A 20,694-nucleotide genomic window follows, 5' to 3' on the forward strand; every position below is an offset into this window, starting at 1 on the left:
AGTCCCTTTCTAAAGTGTTATCTACTTTTTATTTCTACCTGTGAAATCACGGTGCTCAGTTTTCTCCAAATCTTCTTTGGATAGTCCTTTGAAAAACTCAAAAGTTTTTCGCATACCTTCCTCGCGTCCAACTTTTGGTTCCCATCCTAAAATTTCCTTGGCTTTAGAAATATCCGGTTGTCTTTGCATTGGGTCATCTTTGGGCAACGGCTTGTATATAACCTTTTGATCGGTTCCAGTAAGCTTAATAATTTCCTCTGCAAAATCCTTAATGGTAATCTCATGAGGGTTTCCAATGTTCATGGGCATGGTATAATCACTCATCAACAAACGGTAAATTCCTTCAATCTCATCGTCTACATAACAGAAGGAACGAGTTTGTGAACCATCTCCAAATACGGTTAAATCTTCTCCACGAAGTGCCTGACCCATAAAAGCTGGAATTACACGGCCATCATTCAATCGCATTCTAGGGCCATACGTGTTAAATATTCGTACAATTCTAGTGTCTAGACCATGAAAACGGTGGTACGCCATTGTAATGGATTCCTGGAAACGTTTAGCCTCGTCGTAAACTCCTCTAGGACCAATGGTATTTACATTTCCATAATATTCTTCTGTTTGCGGGTGAACCAAAGGATCTCCGTAAATTTCAGAAGTTGATGCAATCATAAAACGTGCACCCTTTTCTTTTGCCAATCCCAATAAATTATGTGTGCCCAAAGCTCCCACTTTAAGTGTCTGAATTGGAATCTTTAAATAGTCTATTGGACTTGCCGGTGATGCAAAGTGAAGGATATAATCCAATTCTCCTGGAACATGGACAAACTTAGTTACATCATGATGTGAAAATTCGAACTGCTCCAGTCCAAAAAGATGTTCAATGTTCTTAAGGTCACCTGTTATCAGGTTGTCCATTCCAATAACGTGGAAACCTTCCTTTATAAATCTGTCGCATAAATGTGAGCCTAAAAAACCCGCCGCGCCTGTGATGAGTACTTTTTTCATTATTGAGATTATGTTGTTTCAAAATTTTGAACAAAAATAAAGGAGTCCTTCGGTTATTAGAGTATCTTCTGATTAAATTCACATTAAGAAGTTGAATTCACTTTAATAGGCTTTCTCTTCTCCTTTAAGAATATTGAAAATGGTTTGTATTATAATTTTAATATCCAAAAGAAGCGACCAATTCTCAATATAAAAAAAGTCATAGCGCGTACGATTAATTATATCTTCTTCTTTTTCTATTTCACCTCGATACCCTTTTGCCTGAGCTAAGCCTGTAATTCCCGGTTTGACATAGTGCCTCAACATATATTTTTGTACCGTTGTATTGTATTCATGATTTTGTCTCCATAAATGAGGCCTAGGTCCAACAACAGACATTTGACCAAATAGCACATTTACAAATTGAGGGAGTTCATCTAGGCTTGTTCTTCTTAAAAAAGCGCCCAATTTGGTGATTCTCGGATCGTTTCTTGTTGCCGATTTTTCCGTCTCGTTGTTGATTCTCATTGTTCTAAACTTGTAGCAACCAAACCCTTCTTCATTAAAGCCAGGCCTATTTTGGCGAAAATATATAGGGCCTTTAGAGTCTAGTTTTATTAGCAACCCTATCAAGGGTAATAACCAAGAAAGTAATAATACCGAGACCAATAACGAAAAGGCAAAGTCAAAGCACCTCTTATAAAATCTGTTAAATGAATCTTCTAGAGGAATCTCTCTTAGCGAAAGAATCGGAAAATATTCGTAGTAATCCAATTTCAAGTCCTTGGTGAAAATTTCCTTGTTATCTGGAATGAATTTGAGCTTTATCAGATTGTTATCTGCATAATTGATTAGTTTTGCAATCTCTTTGTCACCCAGTTCCTTAATAGAACTGTATATTTCGTCAATGTTTTGGTCCTGGACATACTTGAAAAAATCAGCCAACTTAAAAGCATTGTCTTTCGGAGAAAATTGTTTGACCACTTTATAACCGTATCCCCTATGTTTTTCAAACATGTTTATTAGTTGATCTGTTTTCTTGTTATTCCCGAGAACCGTAATATATCTCAAATCTCCCTTTATTTTGGCCCTATAGGTCATCAAGAGATAGTAATTGAGAAACTTGAATATGAACACCAAGACGAAAACTAACAAGAAAAAAAGGCCCAGATTTAATCTGCTGATATTTGGCTGTTTAAAAAGACCGATAAAAGCATACAAAATCAAAAAGAAAAAGAAAAATTGGGTTATTAATTTCCTCAAAATAACCGGAACCTTGGTATACCTAAAGATTTCATAAAACCCACTCTTAATGGAAAGAACTATCCATGCTAAAGAAATATATGAATGGAAAAGCAAACGTTCATAAAGATTCATTGGCCATAAATAAGCAAAGGTGTTGATTATGGCTAAATCTATTACATATGAAATAGGTGTAATCAGATTTGAATATGGTCGTTTTTTAAAAAGCATTTTGTGCGTTCGAATAAGGATTATATAGTGATGTCAATCCTGAAAAACTAGTTTGTTTTATTCATATAAATAGCTTCCGACACCTTTTTTTTGACATGATGTTTTCTGTTTCCTTTTAACGCTATATCTCCGATTTCATAAAATAGCAACTATAATGTTATCTGTCATAAATACAAGCGTATAGAAATTTTGCTTGCAAATGTAGCTATTCATCTATCAAAATTGCTATAAAGCATCTTGTTTTTGTACTATTCTCCTAGTTAGCTCAAAGTGCTTTTTGAAAAAAAGACAAGCAGTTATAAAAGGAAAAAAAAGCCATCGTCAAGTTTCTCTCAAAATAGGACTCTGTTAACCCCGCTAAAATAAAAACCCCAACAAATATGATATAATAACCATTGTTTGAAAGAATTGCTATTCTAATCATATAGACAAAAGAAAAGAGAAACAACACAACTCCCAAGACTCCAGTTCCTAGAAAGATTTGTAAAAATATGTTATGGGTGTTAAAATTATTGTTCATTGCAAAAAGTCGATTGTGCATATATATTTTATAACATAATTCAAGTTGGTCTTTTTGATCTCCAACACCAACACCTATGATGGGGTCCGTTTTAATGACCTTAACCGTACAATCCCATATGGACTGTCTCATTCCACCCCAATATTTATCTTTGGAGTTCTCCTGGTTATAATTGACCACCTCCTTCATTTTTTTCCCAAAGTAAGGGTTGGCACAATAGTTTAAGAAAATCACAGCTACCATTGCAAAAAGTATTTTGATAAAAAGAAAGGGGGTTTTTCTCAAAACCGATTGTACAAAGAATAATGTACAAACACAAGCAGCAGTGAGAAAGATAAGGTTCCTGCTATTGAGCAATATCAATGTAATTGTCAAAATGAAAACGGTAGCGATTTCTAGAGCAATTGGCCTAAACAATCTGATATGATTTTTAAATAATTTGATATAGGTATAAGTAATCAAACAAAAAGAAATCAGTAGAGAAAAGCCCAAAAAGTAATTGTCTACAATCGAAGTAGATAAGTTATTTTCTGTTAAAGTTTCCAAGCCGTACTTGCCCGATAAAACCCCATATAACTGTTTGGCAATTGAAAGAAAACTTACTGCGGTCAAGGAAAACCAAAACCCCTGAAAGGTTTTCAAATAGGTTCTATTTCCAATTTCTTCCTTAAATGACAAAAAAAACAAGGGGAAAAACAGTAGAAAGGATTGGGAATATATTTTATCCAATCCATATTCAATGTTGTCAGTATAAATCAAACTTACAATTGAGTAAAAATAATAGGAACATACCACAATCAAAAAGATTAAGTCCTTTCTTCGAAAATTAATTTCTCCTTTAAAAATCTTGTAAAGCCAATACCCGATGATTAGAAGGAATACAGAATTGAATAACCCTCTGCCAAGAGGAAGAGTAATGGCGAAAAGGATTATTAAATTCTCCCAACTTATGCCAAGTTTGGTTTTAGAAATAAGCATCATGGATATGAGTTAATTTGATTCTCTCAAAAAGATATAAATATTAAATCATAACAGCTCTAGAACTTTGCCAGCATTAGTTTAAAGTGTATTTGAGGGTTTCTCTGCATTTCTTTTGTTAGATAATCAAACCAATCCATTTTCATTGAGCAAATTCATGTAAATCTACATTTTTGAGTGTTAGGACAAATTTTCTCTGCTTGGTTGTTTTATTCTCTACTCCAAAAGTTACTTTTTCAAACAAGCTGTCTTTTTTCAGGATTAAAGCCTTATGAAACACTAGTGAGTCTCCCAGAGTTTTAGTATTATTTAAAACAATGTTAATTGACTTGTCTCCACTAGAAAAGTTTTTAAATCCATGGACAAAAGCCCTATGATCTTTGGACAACTTAATAATATTTCCTTTAAGACATAGGTTTAAGATATATTCGTTTCTGTCCGCACTTTTCTGAACAAAAAATGCGTTTATTTCAAAACCTTCGTCCTCAAAAACATATATGTGTTCAATAAGGCTTATTCCTAAATCACTGCATCTATCGATTTTATATATTTTGTTCTCGTCCTTACAGCCTAATATTGTTAGCGAAAAAACGAGAAAGTAAAGTGAAACTTTGTTGTCGAATTCCATATTTTCAATAAGCTCCAAAAGAGACATATGCTTTTGTCATATCAACATTCCGGCTGCTAACGTTTCATTTGTATTCTTTTCAGTCACCGTTATATCTGGGTTCGAGGGTATTTCATAAAGAGCTGATATCTCGGTCATATTTTTTATCTCCCCAGCTCGGGCTTTCTTATACAGTCCCCTTACATCTCTATTTTCACACTCCTCCAAACTTGTGTTTACAAAAACTTCCACATAATTCTCGGCTCCTACCGTTTTTATATACTTCCGGTCTTTTTGGTAAGGAGAAACAAAAGCAGCCAATACCACAATCCCGGCATCGATAAAAAGCTTGGAGATCTCACCCATCCTTCTGTTGTTTTCTGAACGGCCATCCGGACTAAAGGTTAAATCAAAATATCCCCCTTCTGATATTATCTCCGTCCAGAACGTATGTCTTAATTCCTGTATCAAAAAGCTTTTGCTCTCAAGTAAAATTTAAGTTTTTGCTTTATAACTCCTACTCAGAAACGTATTTTTTTAAATATCTATTTAAACCTAATATTCCCAATATTCCCAATATGAGACTTAATAAAACCAAAGGCATTACAAATTTATAACTACTCCAAAATCCTTTCTGTTCAACACCTCTTAACGGAAAATCTGAAATCACATTGATAATGGAAGATTTATTGGCTCTTTCCTTATTAAGTGTTACTAATCTTTCTTTTAGTACATCCCTTTCTTGAATCAAAGCCAATTCCTTGTTTTGCGACTCTCCATTTTCTGCCAAATTAATATTGGTTCCCTGCATGGGTTTGTCCGCTTCTTTCACCAATACTTTTTTATAGAGACTTTGTAATGAATCTATTTCAGATAACTGTTGTGTGTATATACTATCTTGAAGGTCCAAGTTTAAATCATTTTTGTCTTTCTGCAACTTAAAATAGCTATTTGAGGAAATTGATTCTACAATAGCTGGTTGGGTTTTCTTTGCTACATAGCTGTTAGTGGAAATAATTGTAATTTGATGAAACCTGGCATCCATTGCATTGAAATTTTTTAAATAGGCTTCATAATCCAATGCCTTAATGGTAGTGGTATCCAATTCCCTAATAAAATCATCAAACAGTTTAATTTTCTGATTTTCATCTGAATATGAATCCACAAAAATCTCTTTTATACTAGCAGCCTCCCGGTGGTTAATTCCCAATGAAGCAGCTAGTGCTATAGAATCTTCGGCATTGGCAAGATCATTATAGAAATCTATATTGTTATATAACTGTTGTACGCTATTAAAATTGGGTTCCACAACCATTCTGGAAACATATTTCTCCGGTAAATAATTATCCAAAAAATAGCCTCCTACAGCACCTATCACAATCGCTACAGCAAGAATTATAAAATTCTTTTGGATAAAAATCAGAAACAAAATCAATATATGAAAAAGGCCTTTGAAAATACTTCCAATAAAGTTGAAGAACTTTTGAAAAACTCTTCCTATCATGTGAAATAATTGCCCTAAATCTATTTCGTCAGAGGTATTGTTGTTTACCGGTTGGTTTGCCATTTCTATGCGTTAAATATTTGTTTTAAAATCCTATCTGTAATCAAATATGTAGGTTTTACCCCTGTAGTTCCCAAACCACCAGAAGCCAATGTACTTCCTGTCTCCAACGGGTTGTCAGATGCGTAATATGCATATCTTACTTTTACATCTTTTTTGATGCTCTTTCTAATTTTAGAAGCGGATTGAATGGCTTTTTGATAATGTACCCCTTCCATTTCCAATCCAATTACATTCCACGTTGATTCATGAAAAAACTGAAGTATGTCTTTATTTTGAAGTGAGGTCCCCAAAACTGTAACCATAGTTCCTTCTAAAACCTTTAAATCATACCCTTGAAAATCAGCGTTGCATAATTCATTTCTAAAAGGGTAGTTGTCTGCTGTGCCTTCAAAAATATGTGCTGAAGGAATCATTAAATCTCCTTTGCCACCTTCCAAAATACCTGCCTTACCCATAACCGATATGGAATCTACATTTAAAAATATGTGCTCTTCTTCAATACTTATAGGCTTTAAAAGCTCATCAATAGTCTCATATGCTTGCTCGCCAAAAGCGTAATCCATAACAAAGATAACAGGTTTTTTATCTTCAGAAATGTCCTTTGGCAAATCATAGCAACACGTATCTTTTCCAAATTTTACGGAATCAAAAATCTGTACATCTATATTTGCGCCGGACTCATCATCAATAAACAGCATACCGTTATTTTTTCCAATTGTCTCCACTTTTTTGCGTAATTCCTTGTTTTTTGAAGAGCTCAGTGCTTCATAAATGCCCAAAGACTTAGTATCAGGAAATTCCTTGGCTAAAGCTTTTTTTGCGAATAAGGAATTCATCACGCTATGCATATTTGCACTTATAATATGAATTGGTCTTTCTAACAAGTTATGATTATAGAGCGTTTCCTTTATCTTTTTGGCCCATCGTTCACCATGAATATGATGCCCGAGCCTTTCCCTTAGCAAAGGACTAAACGTGATTGTTCTCTTATTTCCTGTAGTTTCCTCCTCAATGGCCAATTTTCCCAACCAAAAAACAACCTTTAAAAAACGATCGGGTGTTTCCAGAGTTCCCAGATTGTTCTGCATTTCTACTACCTCATCAAACGTTCTGCCTAAAATATTAGCAGTATGTATCATTGCAACTTCGCGTTCTGCCTCATTTTTTTCTTCACCTTGCACAAAATCAACTAGTTTATCCCAATCTCGAATTGTGGCTGTTCCGTCCTCCACCAAAACCCGATTGCAAATTTTTCCTGATTCAATAAATAAAAAAGTAAGGTGTGTGAGAATATCGTAGATATCACTCCTGCCTCGTGTTATCTCAATATTCATTTGTTCTTCATCAATACGATAACAGTTTCTTCTTCGCTTGGGTGGAATAATACATTTGATATGCGATTTTGAAAATCCTTCGTCAGAGGTTAAATTAATAAATTGGCACTCTTCAATACCTTCTGGTAGTCTTTCCAATACATAAATAAGCCCGTTGAGCTCTGCTTTTTCATCAGCAACGGAGCCATATATTTCTGGCCTTAACAATAATAAGGCACTACGAAGGGCATTCCCTGAAACCCCTGAAGGCTTATAAAAGCCGCGATTGAGCAAATGACGCATTGTAATATACAAGCGTTCAATGGCATTTGTAGATTCTTGTGCTCTTGTAGTCTGTTTTACTTCGGTTGCCATCATAACTTCTGGCAAAAATACATGAATTACGGTAGTTGCAATTAATTCCCCTAAAAATTTAGTTGTGATTATTATAAGATTGTATGTCTGTTAGTTCTTGAAGTACTCTTTATACCATCTTACAAACTTAGCAAGTCCGTCTTTTAAATCAGTTTTGGGAACATATCCCATTTCGTTTTCCAATTGCGATGTATCCGCGTATGTAGTCTTTACGTCTCCAGGTTGCATAGGTAACATTTTTTTGTTTGCCTTAAAGCCAAACTCTTCTTCCATATAGGTCACAAAATCCAACAGCTTCACAGGTTTTGAATTGCCAATGTTAAAGATGTTGTAGGCTGGTTTTTTGTTTATTTTATAATCTATGCATTTGACCACACCCTCCACAATATCATCTATGTAGGTAAAATCACGCTTCATGTCTCCATTGTTAAAGATATTTATCTGCTTTCCATTTGCCATGGCTTTTGCAAAGAGAAAAGGTGCCATATCGGGTCTTCCCCATGGACCGTATACCGTAAAAAAACGTAGCCCTGTTGTTTGAAATCCATAGAGGTGCGAATACGAATGCGCCATTAGTTCATTACTTTTTTTGGTTGCGGCATACAAACTTACAGGATAATCTACATTGTCATTTTCTTTAAAAGGAATCTTTTGGCTATTTCCGTAAACTGATGAGCTTGAAGCATAAATTAAATGTTCAATTCTATGTTGCCTGCAGATTTCCAATATATTGGCAAAACCAACTAGGTTGGATTGTACATATACAAAAGGATTTTCTAATGAATAACGCACCCCTCCCTGAGCGGCTAAATGAATAATTGTATCGAATTTTTGATTTTTAAATAACGAAACTAGACCGGGATAATTAGAAATATCCATCTTTACAAAAGTAAGCCCCGTTAGTTTATCACTTTGAACCTCTCTATCTTCAGCAATTAAATCTGTTGAAATACCGAGCTCCAAAAGCCTATCATATTTTAGGTTTACATTGTAATAGTTATTGATGTTATCCAAGCCAAGAACTATATGTCCTTCTTTAAGAAGACGTTTTGTTACGTGAAAACCAATAAATCCTGCACAACCAGTAACCATTATTTTCATATCTCACAATATATCCGTTAGTACTTATATTTTGACAAGTCATCTACAACCTTCCTGTCATTGGCCAGTCGTTGAACTTTATTTTGACCTCCTAATTTGCCCACTGTTTTCATATACTGCAGAAAGCCACCAGGTTTAATTTGTGTGATCTTTAACTCCTGCAATATCTTGCCTTCCAATAAATCATAATAATAACTGTTCTGCGTTTTCATACTTTCTTCTATACAATTGGAAAATTTATTAAGATTGGTTGGAGGTTTTTCAAATTCGATAAACCATTCATGATAGGGTAATTCTCCATTTTTGGGAGAGGTTTGCGGGGCTACGGTGAATTCATTTACAAGTGCGTCCGTTTGATCCACGGCTATTTTTAGAGCCTCTTCAACCTCCTTTGCTATAACATGTTCACCAAAGGCTGATATAAAATGTTTTATTCTTCCGGAAACAACAATCTTGTACGGTTGTAAAGAAATAAACCGAACGGTATCTCCAAGATTATACGCCCACAGCCCTGCATTTGTTGAAATAATCATGACATAGTCCACATGTAGCTCAACATCAGCAATAGTAACTCTCTTCGGAGTTTCATCAAAAAAGTTGTCTGCTTTTACAAATTCATAGAAAATCCCAGAATCCAGCAGCAAGAGCATGCCTTCTTCTTGTTGAGAGTCTTGATAGGCAAAAAATCCCTCGCTCGCAGGAAACAATTCAATGCTATCAACCTTTCTTCCAATTAAATTTTCAAATTTGGCCCTGTATGGTTCGTAATTGACTCCTCCGTAAATGAACAATTTGAAGTTTTTGAAAAGTTCTCCCACTTTTTTTCCGGACTTAGCATTAAGCCTTTCAAAATACATCTGTACCCATGAAGGAATTCCGGCAATTACTGTCATATTCTCATTTTCAGTCTCTTCTATTATCTTATCAACCTTAGTTTCCCAGTCTTCAATACAATTAGTTTCCCAGCTGGGCAATCTGTTTTTTTGTAGATAGCTAGGAATATAGTGGGCAGATATTCCAGAAAGCCTTCCCAATTTAATACCTCCTTTTTCCTCAAGAACAGGACTTCCTTGTAGAAAAATCATGCGTCCATTAACAAAACCAGTATTACCGGTTTCATGAATATAATTCAAAATCGCATTTCGTGATGCCTCCACCTGATGTTTAATGGATTCCTTTGTAATTGGAATATATTTAGCGCCAGATGTAGTTCCTGAAGTTTTGGCAAAATATTCAGGTTTTCCTGGCCATAACACATCATTTTCTCCATTAATAATGTTCTGAACATACTCTTTTAATTCCTCATAATCCCGTATAGGCACCTTTTTTGCAAATTCCTCATAGGTCGTGATGCCATCAAAATGATGGTCTCTGCCAAACTTTGTTTTTTTAGCTGTCGCGATAAGGTGTTGAAAAACCTTTTGTTGGGTCTTTATAGGCTCATTGACCCACTTAGCGGTTTTTAGAGAAATGTTTTTGGCAAAAAGTTTTGCCGCAAATGCTTTTAATGACATTTAATTGAAATCAATGTAATTTAATGGGTTCACAGGCTTTCCTTTATCCCATAGTTCAAAATGTAAATGAGGTCCAGTAGTTAATTCGCCCGTATCTCCGATTGAAGCTATAACTTCACCTGCCCTTACTAAGTCTCCCTGGGATTTGCTCAAAGAGCCATTGTGCTTGTAGACTGAGGTAAGGTTATTTAAATGTTTGACGATTATTACATAGCCCGTTTCCGAAGTCCATTCCGAAAAAAGTACAGTGCCATTGGTTATGGATTTTACAGGCGTTCCTTTTGGTGCCACTACATCTACAGCATAGTGTTTTGTCTTTGGGTCGAAGTTTTGTGATATAGTACCGTTGAGTGGCGAGAACAATAAGGTTTCCACATTCTCAACATTTCGTTCAAAGAGATTGTACTTATCTTCTAACTCAACCTCTTCGCGCAGTAATAAATCTTCTCTTATTGGCGTTAGATCAACTGATGATGGATCTAACTTGAATTTTTCAAAAAGTGAGTCCCTATTTGTTTCATTATTTTCGATATCTCCACGCAAAACCAACCGCACATTATCTAAATACCGATTAGTATAATTCAAAACCGTTACTAAAGAATCCGTTTTATAGGTAAGTTCCGTGGCCTGTCTCTTCAATCTGGTAGACGAGTATCCCGGAATATACTCTCTAAGCGGGGTAAAAGCGATAAGAAGGCTGGTAAGACCTATCAATACAATTATAAAAAGGCTTCCGGTAACAAATACGTTCAACCTGCTAAGTTTGAATGAGATTTTTTCTTCAAACGTATTTTCATTAAGTATGACCAAGCGATACTTATGGAGCAGTTTTCTTTTTATCTCTTTTCTCTTCTTGTCCTTTGCCATAATGAACAAAGATAACTTTAGATTTTTATTTTCATGTTAAGCTTTTTAAAATGTAATTCTCCTGAATTACATCCCAAAGCAATTTGAAATACTAATTTTCGTTATCTGCATGGAGCCTTTAGGTTCTTTTTTAGTAATTTTACCATTCACATAAAGGCACATACGTTATGATTGCTCATATTTTTACTCTCGGCATGTTGGGACCTTGGCAAATTGTTCTCATTGTAGTAGTTGTTCTCTTGCTTTTTGGAGGCAAAAAAATTCCTGAACTCATGCGAGGTTTAGGTAGTGGTATCAAAGAGTTCAAAGATGCTTCAAAAGAGGACGAAAAGCTAGAAGGAGGCAAGGAACCTGAAGCCTAAAATATTTTTTGTGTAGATTTTCTTACATTGAAATTACCTGTATTTAAAGGGCCTTATCGATGAAAAACTACAGTTTTCCTCTTTTACATGCCACAAATATCTTCTTTCACAACAAAAAATTATACACGCTAGTACCTTAACTTATTTTAGCGTTTGATATTAGTGCTGCGTTTTACATACAACGTATAATCAATCACCTGATGACAATCAGTGTAGATGGAGTGGTTATGAGAAGACTCATTTTAATTATATTCTTTTTACTTTCCCTTGGACTTCGGTCCCAAGAGGTTTCCATGTTACAATTTGAAGATGAAGAATTGTCCATCAACACGGGGGATGTCCAGAAAAGCACTTCTTCCCAAGATGTATTTGTAAAAAAACTTGCTGGTTTGAACAACAGGCAATTATCCAAGTTTTTTAGCAAAAGTGGTTCTATTGAGAAACTTATCAAAAAAGCAGACGAATACTACGACAAAATGTGGTATGCCGAAGCAGCCGGAGTTTATGACTTGGTACTTGAAAAAAGCGACGCTCCCCATACTTTTGAGCTTCTTTCTAAAGCAGGTGATTCCCATTACTATAGTGGTAACCTTGAAAAGTCCTACAAATGGTACCATGAACTATATGAAACTTTCAACGAAGACATTTCTGAGGAAAAGTTTTTTAAATACGCCCACACCTTAAAAGGAACGGGAAAGTATAGGAGAGCAGCCAAGCTCACCAAACTGTTTAGGCAGAAAAACGGCAAACCACTCAAAGAGCTTTCTGAAAGTCATTTTACCTTTGACGAGCCTGCCTTGGTCGAAATCAAGAATTTGGCCATTAATTCACCATATTCTGACTTTTCCCCAATGTTCCATAATGATTCAGAGGTCGTTTTTTCATCTGCGCATGATTCGTCATTTTTAACCACACGGAAGTACAGATGGAACAATCAACCTTATTTAGATCTTTATGTTGCCAGAGCCGATGGTGATGGAGAAGATTTAACAAGTCCAAAGAAATTCTCGAAAAAGATCAACACAAAATATCACGAGGCCTCGGTTGCTTTCTCACCAGATCAAAAGACTATCTATTTTACCCGAAACAATTATGGGAAAAAGCTGAAACGAGGAAAAAACGGTATAAATCACCTAAAAATCTATCAATCCAAGCTAGTAGATGGTGAATGGACCAGTGCGGTAGAGGTTTCTTTTAATAGTGAGAACTTTTCAACGGGCCATCCTTCCGTCAGTCCAGATGGCAAAAAGCTTTATTTTGTATCTGATAGACCAGGGGGTTTTGGTTTAACCGATGTATACGCTGTGGATATTTTGGAAAATGGTGCTTTTTCGGAGCCAAAAAATTTGGGAAGAACCATCAATACAGATAAAAAAGAAATGTTCCCATATATTACAGAAAACACTTTATACTTTTCTTCTGATAGAGAAATGGGTGTTGGAGGTCTGGATATTTACAAAGCAGATTACATAAATGATTCTTTTAGTGTAGGTGTCAATGTAGGTGAGCCCATTAATAGTAGTAGAGACGATTTTTCATATATTATTGATGAAAACAATCAAAAAGGCTATTTTGCCTCCAATAGAAAAGGTGGAAAAGGGGATGATGATATTTATTCCTTTAAAAACATTATAAACCTTAATGTCATTTCAGGCTCAGCCGAGGATGATGCAACCGGAGAAAAGCTGGCTGATGCAATTGTAACATTATTTAATAAGGATAACGTTAAGATTGCTGAATCGAAAACCTTACTAGATGGAACTTTTGTCTTTGAAAACCTCAAACCAGAATCCAACTACACTGTTAAAACCACCAAAAAAGGTTATTTTGAAGGAACAACTTCAATTTCTACCAAGAACAATATAACTGTTGGTATAACACAATCCCTGAAACAACTAAACGAAATTGTTGAAGAAGAGGGAGTACTAAAGATTGAAACAGAAACCATTTATTTTGATTTTGACAGGTTCAATATTAAAAAGCAGGCTTCCGAAGAGTTGGACAAACTGGTAGAGGTAATGACACAGTATCCCAATATGGTCATCAAGATAGAATCCCATACAGATGCCATTGGAAGCAAAGCGTACAACAAGTACCTATCAGACAAACGGGCAAAATCTACACGGGACTATATTATTTCCCAGGGAATTGATGCATCCAGAATACAAAGTGCAATTGGCTATGGGGAAGAGCAGCTCTTAAATGGATGTTCTGATGGCACCAGGTGTGCAATAACCAAGCACAGACAAAATAGACGTTCCGAATTCATAATAGTGGAAATGTAACTATCACATCGCAAAGAACAAAGGCCCCTATTTGGGGCTTTTTTATGCCCTGTTTCTTATAAACTACATTACATCGGTATTTTCACTCGTTATTCGGTTATCCGCTTTGTGCATTTTAACGATGAAAAGATTTGCTTTATAGGCTTTTAAGAAATGAAATGTTTTTCATCATTCTTTTTGGGTATTTCGCCCCTTTGTTTTCTAAGCTTCTTGCCAAAGCATAATCTTTGCCTTGTCTTTAAATCTTAAAAACTTACATATGAAAACATTATTACTTGTTAAAGAAATTTACTTAGAAGGATTCAGAAACATTGGAAACTTTTTAATTCAGAAATATTTTAAAATATTCGCCTGGTTTAGCTTTATTATGTTCTTTATCGTGCTTTACGCATTTGTATATAGAATTGCTACAGGCTTCGCCTTTGACTAACAAAAGCAAAAGTATTTAAAGAACTCAAAAGCCCGGTTAGCTGGGGAGCACCGGGCTTTTCTGTTTTAAAACATGTAGTCTTTGTTTAAGAGCCTTTGTTAAACTCAACGGTTCTTAGGATAGCATCCAATTCGAACATATAGTCCCTTTTCTCTGCAGACGGGGCAAAAGTAAACCCTTCCAATACCAGTTTCCTGTTATTCTCTTTATCGTTGATAATATAGGTTAAAAAAGGACCCGCCATTGGGTATCCGTTTATTTCCCATATACCTCTAACTTTAGCTGCTTTTTTTCCACTGATTTCAGCAGAGAACACATATGGTGAAAAAGCCTTTTCGGTCATCATAAATGTATCTTCATAAGGGCCCGGCACATATCTCTTACCTATGGAATCCCTCATTTTTACAATATCACCCACAAAGGTCGAATCATTTGTAAAGCTATTCAATGGCATTTGATAGGCAATAATGTTCATTGTCCCTTTTGGAATCTGTATATCCATCCAAACAAAGTTTTTTTCGTGCTTTCCTACCTTGTAAAGTGATGGTACCTTTAAACTAATTCCGAACTCTTCTTCAAATACTTTTTCTTTTGAAAGCGAACGTGTAAATCGCACTTGGGCCTCGGCAATTTCTACCTCTTTGAATGATTCAATGGCCTTATCTGCGATTGCATCAATGTTTCCAACCAAATCGTTATACGTTTCACCCTTTACAACAGCCACTTTTTGCGGTTGTGCATAAACATCGGTCTTTATATGGGCAAGTGATAATGAGTCTTGTTCTACGAAGAGCACAGATCTGGAATAAGCCGTGGCTCCTTTGAATACCTGTGGGGGGATTTGGGTTATGGTAAACTGGGGTTCAGCCTGAGGCAATCCTAAAACTGGTGCCGCAAAATGTTCCCTTATTTTGTCGCCAACCCCACCTTTCCAAAGCTCTGTGTCCATGACCACCATTAGCGAATTAATTCCTCCTGTGGATGGTGGAAGAAATCGCTGTTTTGGTCCCGAATCTTTACATGATAGCATCACCAATGTGAAAATGGTGATGTAAAGTGTTCCTAATTTTTTCATCTTGATCTAAATTTACGAAGAACAATCGCACAATTTAAGTTTTGTGCCCGGTTTTAGGTTATTACCACTAAGACCGTTCCATTCTCGTAAATTTTCTATAGAAACTCCTGGATATTTTCTTGATATGGTCCAGAGGGAATCCCCTTCCTGCACCGTATGCACTTTTGAGCCATTAGCCAACGTTACCGTAGCAGAGGGTTTCGAAGTGTTCGTTTTGGCCACTGTTTGATTTGGAGTATATGGTTTTCTAGGGAAAATAGTAAGTCGTTGTCCTACTCTAAGGTTGTTGCTCCTAAGTCCATTCCATCTTTTTATTTGACTGACGCCTACACCATATCGTTCTGCAATTTTTCCCAAATAATCGCCGCTCCTAACCTTATACCTAACTTGATTTTTTGCTTCTGTTAATTGTGGTAAAGGCTTCTCAAGCGAATCCAATTCTTTTTTCGCATAGGCATAAATGGCTTCTTCGTTGGTAACAAACTTGCCAATTTTGGTTACCGGAAGTCTAAGTGCATATGTTTTTCCTTTTACTTTGGGTATAATGTTCAACTTATAGGCGGGGTTCAACATTTCCAACTCCTCTTTGCTTATATCCACAAGTTTGGATATCTGGTCAAACGTAATCATGTTTTTTACATGTACCGTATCCGTTTCAAAATAAGGCCGCTCTGCTTTTTTATATTGAAGCCCATGTTCTTCAGCATATTCAAAAATATACATGGTTGCCAAAAATGCCGGTAAATATCCAGCAGTTTCACGTGGAAGGTTTCTTCGAATATTCCAATAATTTTTATATCCGCCAGATCTCCTTATTGCCTTATTTACATTTCCAGGGCCAGAGTTGTAGGCGGCAAGCGCCAAATCCCAATCATTAAAAACACCATATAAACTAGCTAAGTATTTACAAGCTGCTTTAGTTGCAAAAATCGGGTCGTTTCTTTCATCAACATAACTGCTAACATCCAAATCGTACATTTTTCCAGTGGGGTACATAAACTGCCATAAGCCTTTGGCGCCAACTCTTGATCGTGCGCGTGGGTTTAATGCTGATTCTACAATGGCCAAATATTTTATTTCAAGCGGAATATCGTGGTTGTCCAATTCCTGTTCAAAAAGCGGAAAATAAAACTGACTCGCAGTCAACATTCGTTGCATCAATCCCTTTTTTCGAACTAAGTACGATTTAATCACCGATTCTAAAGACGGGTTATATGAAATATTGAATGGTGTTTTTTCATCCAATCTGGCCAATCTTGCTTTAAGGGTGTCCGTTGGTAAATCAACCATTGTTATTTCCTCTTGGGATGGATTCTGAACTTCCAAAAGCATTTCGCTAAACAATTGTGCGCTATTGTGCAATTCCTTGAGCCAAAGGCTGTCATATCTTCTAGCTTCTTCCAAATCCTTCAGTTGGTTCTCGCCTTCACTGCTAACAACTTGGAGTACCTGTTTCCCGTCTATCTGATTTTCGGTAGCCTTAAGATCTAATGTTTGAATTGGTTGTTTTGAAAGGGAATCTGTTTGTTCAACGCCAATTGTTTCCACTTCTTGAGAAAGGAGAAGGGATGTTGAAAAGGAAAGTACCGCCCACGCGACAATATTTAATTTTTGGTTCATTTTGGATTGGGTTTGATTTTGGGGCAAACTAAAATGGCGTTTTTTTCTGAAATATTAAAGCTTTCAGCCCAAAACATGCCTTTGCTTAGGATTTCTCCCATTAATTTATAACGTGCTTGTTAACTCAATATTGCAGCTATTCCAGGCAGTGTTCTGCCTTCCAAACTCTCCAACATGGCACCTCCTCCGGTAGAAACATAACTCACTTTATCTTCAAAGCCAAATTGTTTTACCGCGGCCACTGAATCTCCTCCTCCAACAAGGGAAAATGCCCCGTTTTGAGTTGCTTCATCAATGGCATCACCCACTGCAATAGTTCCCTTTGCAAAATTTTCCATTTCGAAAACACCAACTGGACCGTTCCAAAGTATGGTCTTGGATTCCAAAATTACTTTCTTGAAGATTTCCAAGGTTTGTGGCCCTGCATCCAGTCCTTGCCACCCATCAGGAATTTCGGTAACATCCATAAACTGGGTGTTGGCATTATTATCAAAAGCATCTGCAGCTAAAACATCCACCGGTAAATGAATTTTTACCCCTTTCTCTTCTGCTTGCTTTAGAATGTTCAATGCCAAATCCATTTTATCATCCTCGCAAATAGAATCTCCAACTTTTCCACCTTGTGCCTTCACAAAGGTGTAGGTCATTCCCCCGCCAATGATAAGATTGTCCACTTTGTCCAAAATGTTTTCAATAATGGTGATTTTGGAAGAAACCTTGGCTCCGCCCAAAATGGCGGTCACTGGTTTTTCCCCGGTTTGCATTACTTTTTCTATCGCTTTGATTTCCTTGGCCAAAAGGTATCCAAAGCATTTGCTTTCGGGAAAATAATTAGCAACAATGGTTGTAGAGGCATGTGCCCTATGTGCTGTTCCAAAGGCGTCGTTTATATAAATGTCCCCGTTTTTGGAAAGTTCTTCAGCAAAAGCTGCATCTCCCTTTTCTTCTTCGGCATGAAACCTTAGGTTTTCCAACAACAATACTTCCCCAACTTGAAGGGTTTCAACAGCAGTTTTTGCCTCATCTCCAACACAATTGTCCACAAACTTTACCTCAACACCTATAATTTCCGATACCTTTTCACAAATATGGGACAAGGACATATCAGCATTTACCTGTCCTTTTGGTCTTCCCAAATGGCTCATTAAAATAGCACTTCCTCCATCTTCCAAAACTTTAAGGATGCTAGGTTTTGCAGCTTCAATTCTACTCGTATCGGTAACATTGAATTCGGCATCCAGAGGAACATTAAAATCAACTCTGATCAATGCTTTTTTATTTTCAAAATTGTAATCGTCAATCGTCTTCATCGGTATATTATTTTGGCAAGATCAAATGTAAAGATTTCCTGCTTTCCAGATTGATAAGGATTATCATATTTTTATACATTCAACAAAAAGAGGTTACATCTTTCAGAATCCAAAAAATGTATCTTTGATCTTATGCTGTTTAAAGATGTTTTAGGCCTTGGCCACATTAAAAACCATTTAACCACTACTGCCAATTTGGCAAGAGTGGCCCATGCACAATTGTTTGTTGGCCCCGAAGGTTGTGGCACTTTGCCCATGGCCATTGCTTATGCGCAATATCTGCTTTGCAGTAATTCGGAAGGAGAAAATGAGGGGGGAAACGTTGCCTGCAATACAAAATGCAATTCGCTTACCCATCCTGATCTACATTTTGTTTTTCCTGTTTCCAATTCTGATAAGGTAAAATCCCATGCAGTAAGCGACCATTATATAGAAGATTGGCGCCAATTTGTAAAGGAACAGCCTTATGGGAATCTTTTTGATTGGTACCGACTTATTGGCATAGAAAAAAAACAGGGGCAGATTGGTGTTGATGAAGCCCAAGATGTGGTTAAGAAACTATCCCTAAAATCATATGAGGGGGGATATAAGGTTTTAATCATTTGGATGGCGGAAAAAATGAACATCGCATCTTCCAATAAACTGTTGAAATTGATTGAGGAGCCTCCGAACAAAACTGTGCTGCTTTTAATCGCTGAGGATGAAGAGCAAATAATCAACACCATACGATCCCGCTGCCAGATTCTCCATTTTCCGCAACTCTCAGAAAGTGATATTTCCGAAGAATTGGTTAAAAGGGGCTCTACAGAACCCGAAGCCCATTCCATTGCGCAAGAAGCCAATGGGAATTTTAACAAAGCCTTGGACTTGGTCAACAAAGACTCCGAAGATTTGGTGTTTGAACGTTGGTTTGTGCAATGGGTACGAAGCGCGTTCAAGGCAAAAGGAAACAAAGGGGCAATCCAAGAATTGATTCTTTGGAGTGATGAAGTTGCAAAGACCGGAAGAGAGGTGCAAAAGCAGTTTTTACAGTATTGTATTACCATTATGCGCCAAGCACTTCTATTAAACTACAAGGCGGATAAATTGGTTTATCTAAAAATGCATTTGGAAGGATTTGACCTGAAAAAGTTTGCTCCTTTTGTACATGAAAACAATATTTTGGAAATTGTTGAGGAAATTGAAAAAGCAATTTTTCACGTGGAACGTAACGGAAATTCCAAAATTATTTTTACGGACCTTTCCATTAAACTAACGCGGCTTCTCCATACCAAGGCTGCATAAAACACATTAAACTATGGAACATTTTACCACATCACCTACAGAAATTCTTTTGTTGATTTTTTTGGCTATTGTTTTCTTACAAAGCGGGATAGATAAAATTGTGGATTGGAAGGGAAATCTGAGTTGGCTTACTGGGCATTTTTCCAAAACATTTTTAAAAGGAATGGTCCCTATATTATTGGGAACGGTTTTGGTTGCCGAAATGGCCTCAGGGATTTTAAGTGTCCTAGGAATCCACGAGTTCTTGTGCTTGGGGGAAAGTCCATTTGCGTTCTATGGAGCTATGTTATCTGCCATTACCTTATTACTATTACTTTTTGGACAACGCGTAGCGAAAGATTATGAAGGTGCGAAAACCATAGTTATTTACTTGGTTCCAACTTTGTTTTTGGTGTTTTTACTGCAATAAAAAGCCCATTCAAAACGAACGGGCTCTTAGTATTATGTTCAATATTTTTAGAAGACTAGTTGGTGTACTTATCATTTAAGATTTTAAGCATCGCCTCTGTCAAGTTCTGTGTTTCCTCCCCGTACAAAACTGCTCCTCCTGCACCGCCGCCTAATATATAGGTAAAACCATTTGCTTTCCCATATGCGCTAATCTCCTTTTTCACTTTACTCACCAAAGAATCCATTTCAGTTTGGCTGTTCAGCTGAAGTTGTTGCTCTTCCTGCTGTAATTGTTGCCCCACAAACTGTCCGCGTTGTTGTAACAAACCATACTCTTCTTGAGCCTTTTTCTGAGACATGCTTTGGGCTTTTGTCTGAAAAGCTTGAAGCTCTATCTGGAATGCCTGAGAAATACTATCTCTTTTCTTGGTCAACGCATCAACCTTGGTTTGGAATTTAGCCTCAATGTCAGCTTTCTCCTGATAGTCTTCCATCAACTTTACATTGTCTACATATCCAATCTTGTTTTGTTGACATGCTATGGCGGTCAAGGCGATTGCAAATACTATAAGTTTTTTCATCTTTCTCTTTTTAAGGATGCGCAAAAATAGAAAAGCTTTTTGAATGACTGCAATT

The 20,694-nt window shown here is 36.5% G+C and carries 18 protein-coding genes and 1 pseudogene; 5 read left to right on the forward strand and 14 right to left on the reverse strand.

Annotated features, from left to right (window positions below; all coding sequences use genetic code 11):
* Positions 1 to 21 precede the first annotated feature (21 nt).
* From AAY42_RS12505 to AAY42_RS12550, 10 genes and pseudogenes are all read right to left on the reverse strand, one after another.
* Entirely contained in the window at positions 22 to 1,008 is a 987-nt protein-coding gene (locus AAY42_RS12505; RefSeq protein WP_055395706.1) for a UDP-glucuronic acid decarboxylase family protein, read from the reverse strand.
* Between the two features lie 102 nt (positions 1,009 to 1,110).
* Positions 1,111 to 2,460 (reverse strand): exopolysaccharide biosynthesis polyprenyl glycosylphosphotransferase, encoded by a 1,350-nt coding sequence (locus AAY42_RS12510; protein WP_055395709.1) that lies wholly within the window; start codon positions 2,458 to 2,460, stop codon positions 1,111 to 1,113.
* A 265-nt stretch (positions 2,461 to 2,725) separates the two neighbouring features.
* Positions 2,726 to 3,961 carry an O-antigen ligase family protein gene (locus AAY42_RS12515; protein ID WP_055395711.1) on the reverse strand — a complete coding sequence of 412 codons (1,236 nt, stop codon included), beginning with the start codon at positions 3,959 to 3,961 and terminating at the stop codon, positions 2,726 to 2,728.
* A 139-nt stretch (positions 3,962 to 4,100) separates the two neighbouring features.
* Complete coding sequence (locus AAY42_RS12520) at positions 4,101 to 4,604, reverse strand: hypothetical protein (RefSeq protein ID WP_139063731.1); 504 nt, start codon at positions 4,602 to 4,604, stop codon at positions 4,101 to 4,103.
* 18 nt (positions 4,605 to 4,622) lie between these two features.
* Positions 4,623 to 5,025, reverse strand: a pseudogene (gene cysC / locus AAY42_RS12525) (adenylyl-sulfate kinase).
* Positions 5,026 to 5,082: 57 nt separating this feature from the next.
* Positions 5,083 to 6,132 (reverse strand): hypothetical protein, encoded by a 1,050-nt coding sequence (locus tag AAY42_RS12530; protein ID WP_055395717.1) that lies wholly within the window; start codon positions 6,130 to 6,132, stop codon positions 5,083 to 5,085.
* 2 nt (positions 6,133 to 6,134) lie between these two features.
* On the reverse strand, positions 6,135 to 7,823 hold the full coding sequence (locus tag AAY42_RS12535; protein ID WP_055395719.1) for a DUF6909 family protein: 1,689 nt from the start codon (positions 7,821 to 7,823) through the stop codon (positions 6,135 to 6,137).
* A gap of 87 nt (positions 7,824 to 7,910) precedes the next feature.
* Positions 7,911 to 8,921, reverse strand: coding sequence for an NAD-dependent epimerase/dehydratase family protein (locus tag AAY42_RS12540; protein WP_055395721.1), 1,011 nt, complete (start codon positions 8,919 to 8,921; stop codon positions 7,911 to 7,913).
* 17 nt (positions 8,922 to 8,938) lie between these two features.
* The gene (locus AAY42_RS12545) at positions 8,939 to 10,435 is read right to left on the reverse strand and encodes a GH3 auxin-responsive promoter family protein (RefSeq protein ID WP_055395723.1); all 1,497 of its coding nucleotides are present in this window, start codon (positions 10,433 to 10,435) and stop codon (positions 8,939 to 8,941) included.
* Positions 10,436 to 11,302 (reverse strand): M23 family metallopeptidase, encoded by an 867-nt coding sequence (locus tag AAY42_RS12550; RefSeq protein WP_055395725.1) that lies wholly within the window; start codon positions 11,300 to 11,302, stop codon positions 10,436 to 10,438. It lies immediately after the preceding gene.
* A gap of 167 nt (positions 11,303 to 11,469) precedes the next feature.
* On the opposite strand from AAY42_RS12550, the gene tatA reads away from it, so the two are divergent.
* The 3 genes from tatA (at position 11,470) to AAY42_RS18615 (ending at position 14,379) form a co-directional block, all read left to right on the forward strand.
* Complete coding sequence (gene tatA / locus AAY42_RS12555; RefSeq protein WP_055395727.1) at positions 11,470 to 11,664, forward strand: twin-arginine translocase TatA/TatE family subunit; 195 nt, start codon at positions 11,470 to 11,472, stop codon at positions 11,662 to 11,664.
* A 200-nt stretch (positions 11,665 to 11,864) separates the two neighbouring features.
* Positions 11,865 to 13,949 (forward strand): OmpA family protein, encoded by a 2,085-nt coding sequence (locus tag AAY42_RS18610; protein WP_313777884.1) that lies wholly within the window; start codon positions 11,865 to 11,867, stop codon positions 13,947 to 13,949.
* 259 nt (positions 13,950 to 14,208) lie between these two features.
* Positions 14,209 to 14,379 (forward strand): DUF6747 family protein, encoded by a 171-nt coding sequence (locus AAY42_RS18615; RefSeq protein WP_313777885.1) that lies wholly within the window; start codon positions 14,209 to 14,211, stop codon positions 14,377 to 14,379.
* Between the two features lie 85 nt (positions 14,380 to 14,464).
* On the opposite strand, the gene AAY42_RS12565 is transcribed toward AAY42_RS18615, so the two are convergent.
* The 3 genes from AAY42_RS12565 to AAY42_RS12575 form a co-directional block, all read right to left on the reverse strand.
* The gene (locus tag AAY42_RS12565; protein ID WP_055395729.1) at positions 14,465 to 15,454 is read right to left on the reverse strand and encodes a DUF4837 family protein; all 990 of its coding nucleotides are present in this window, start codon (positions 15,452 to 15,454) and stop codon (positions 14,465 to 14,467) included.
* Positions 15,455 to 15,466: 12 nt separating this feature from the next.
* On the reverse strand, positions 15,467 to 17,074 hold the full coding sequence (locus tag AAY42_RS12570; RefSeq protein WP_055395732.1) for a lytic transglycosylase domain-containing protein: 1,608 nt from the start codon (positions 17,072 to 17,074) through the stop codon (positions 15,467 to 15,469).
* A 119-nt stretch (positions 17,075 to 17,193) separates the two neighbouring features.
* Positions 17,194 to 18,384, reverse strand: a complete 1,191-nt coding sequence (locus tag AAY42_RS12575) for a phosphoglycerate kinase (RefSeq protein WP_055395734.1) — start codon at positions 18,382 to 18,384, stop codon at positions 17,194 to 17,196.
* A 132-nt stretch (positions 18,385 to 18,516) separates the two neighbouring features.
* Between AAY42_RS12575 and AAY42_RS12580 the strand changes: the two genes are divergently transcribed.
* Positions 18,517 to 19,668, forward strand: a complete 1,152-nt coding sequence (locus AAY42_RS12580; RefSeq protein ID WP_055395736.1) for a DNA polymerase III subunit — start codon at positions 18,517 to 18,519, stop codon at positions 19,666 to 19,668.
* Positions 19,669 to 19,681: 13 nt separating this feature from the next.
* Positions 19,682 to 20,077, forward strand: a complete 396-nt coding sequence (locus AAY42_RS12585; protein WP_055395738.1) for a hypothetical protein — start codon at positions 19,682 to 19,684, stop codon at positions 20,075 to 20,077.
* A 55-nt stretch (positions 20,078 to 20,132) separates the two neighbouring features.
* On the opposite strand, the gene AAY42_RS12590 is transcribed toward AAY42_RS12585, so the two are convergent.
* Positions 20,133 to 20,639 (reverse strand): OmpH/Skp family outer membrane protein, encoded by a 507-nt coding sequence (locus AAY42_RS12590; RefSeq protein WP_055395741.1) that lies wholly within the window; start codon positions 20,637 to 20,639, stop codon positions 20,133 to 20,135.
* Positions 20,640 to 20,694 lie beyond the last annotated feature (55 nt).

It is taken from the genome of Flagellimonas eckloniae (genome assembly GCF_001413955.1).
GTDB lineage: Bacteria > Bacteroidota > Bacteroidia > Flavobacteriales > Flavobacteriaceae > Flagellimonas > Flagellimonas eckloniae.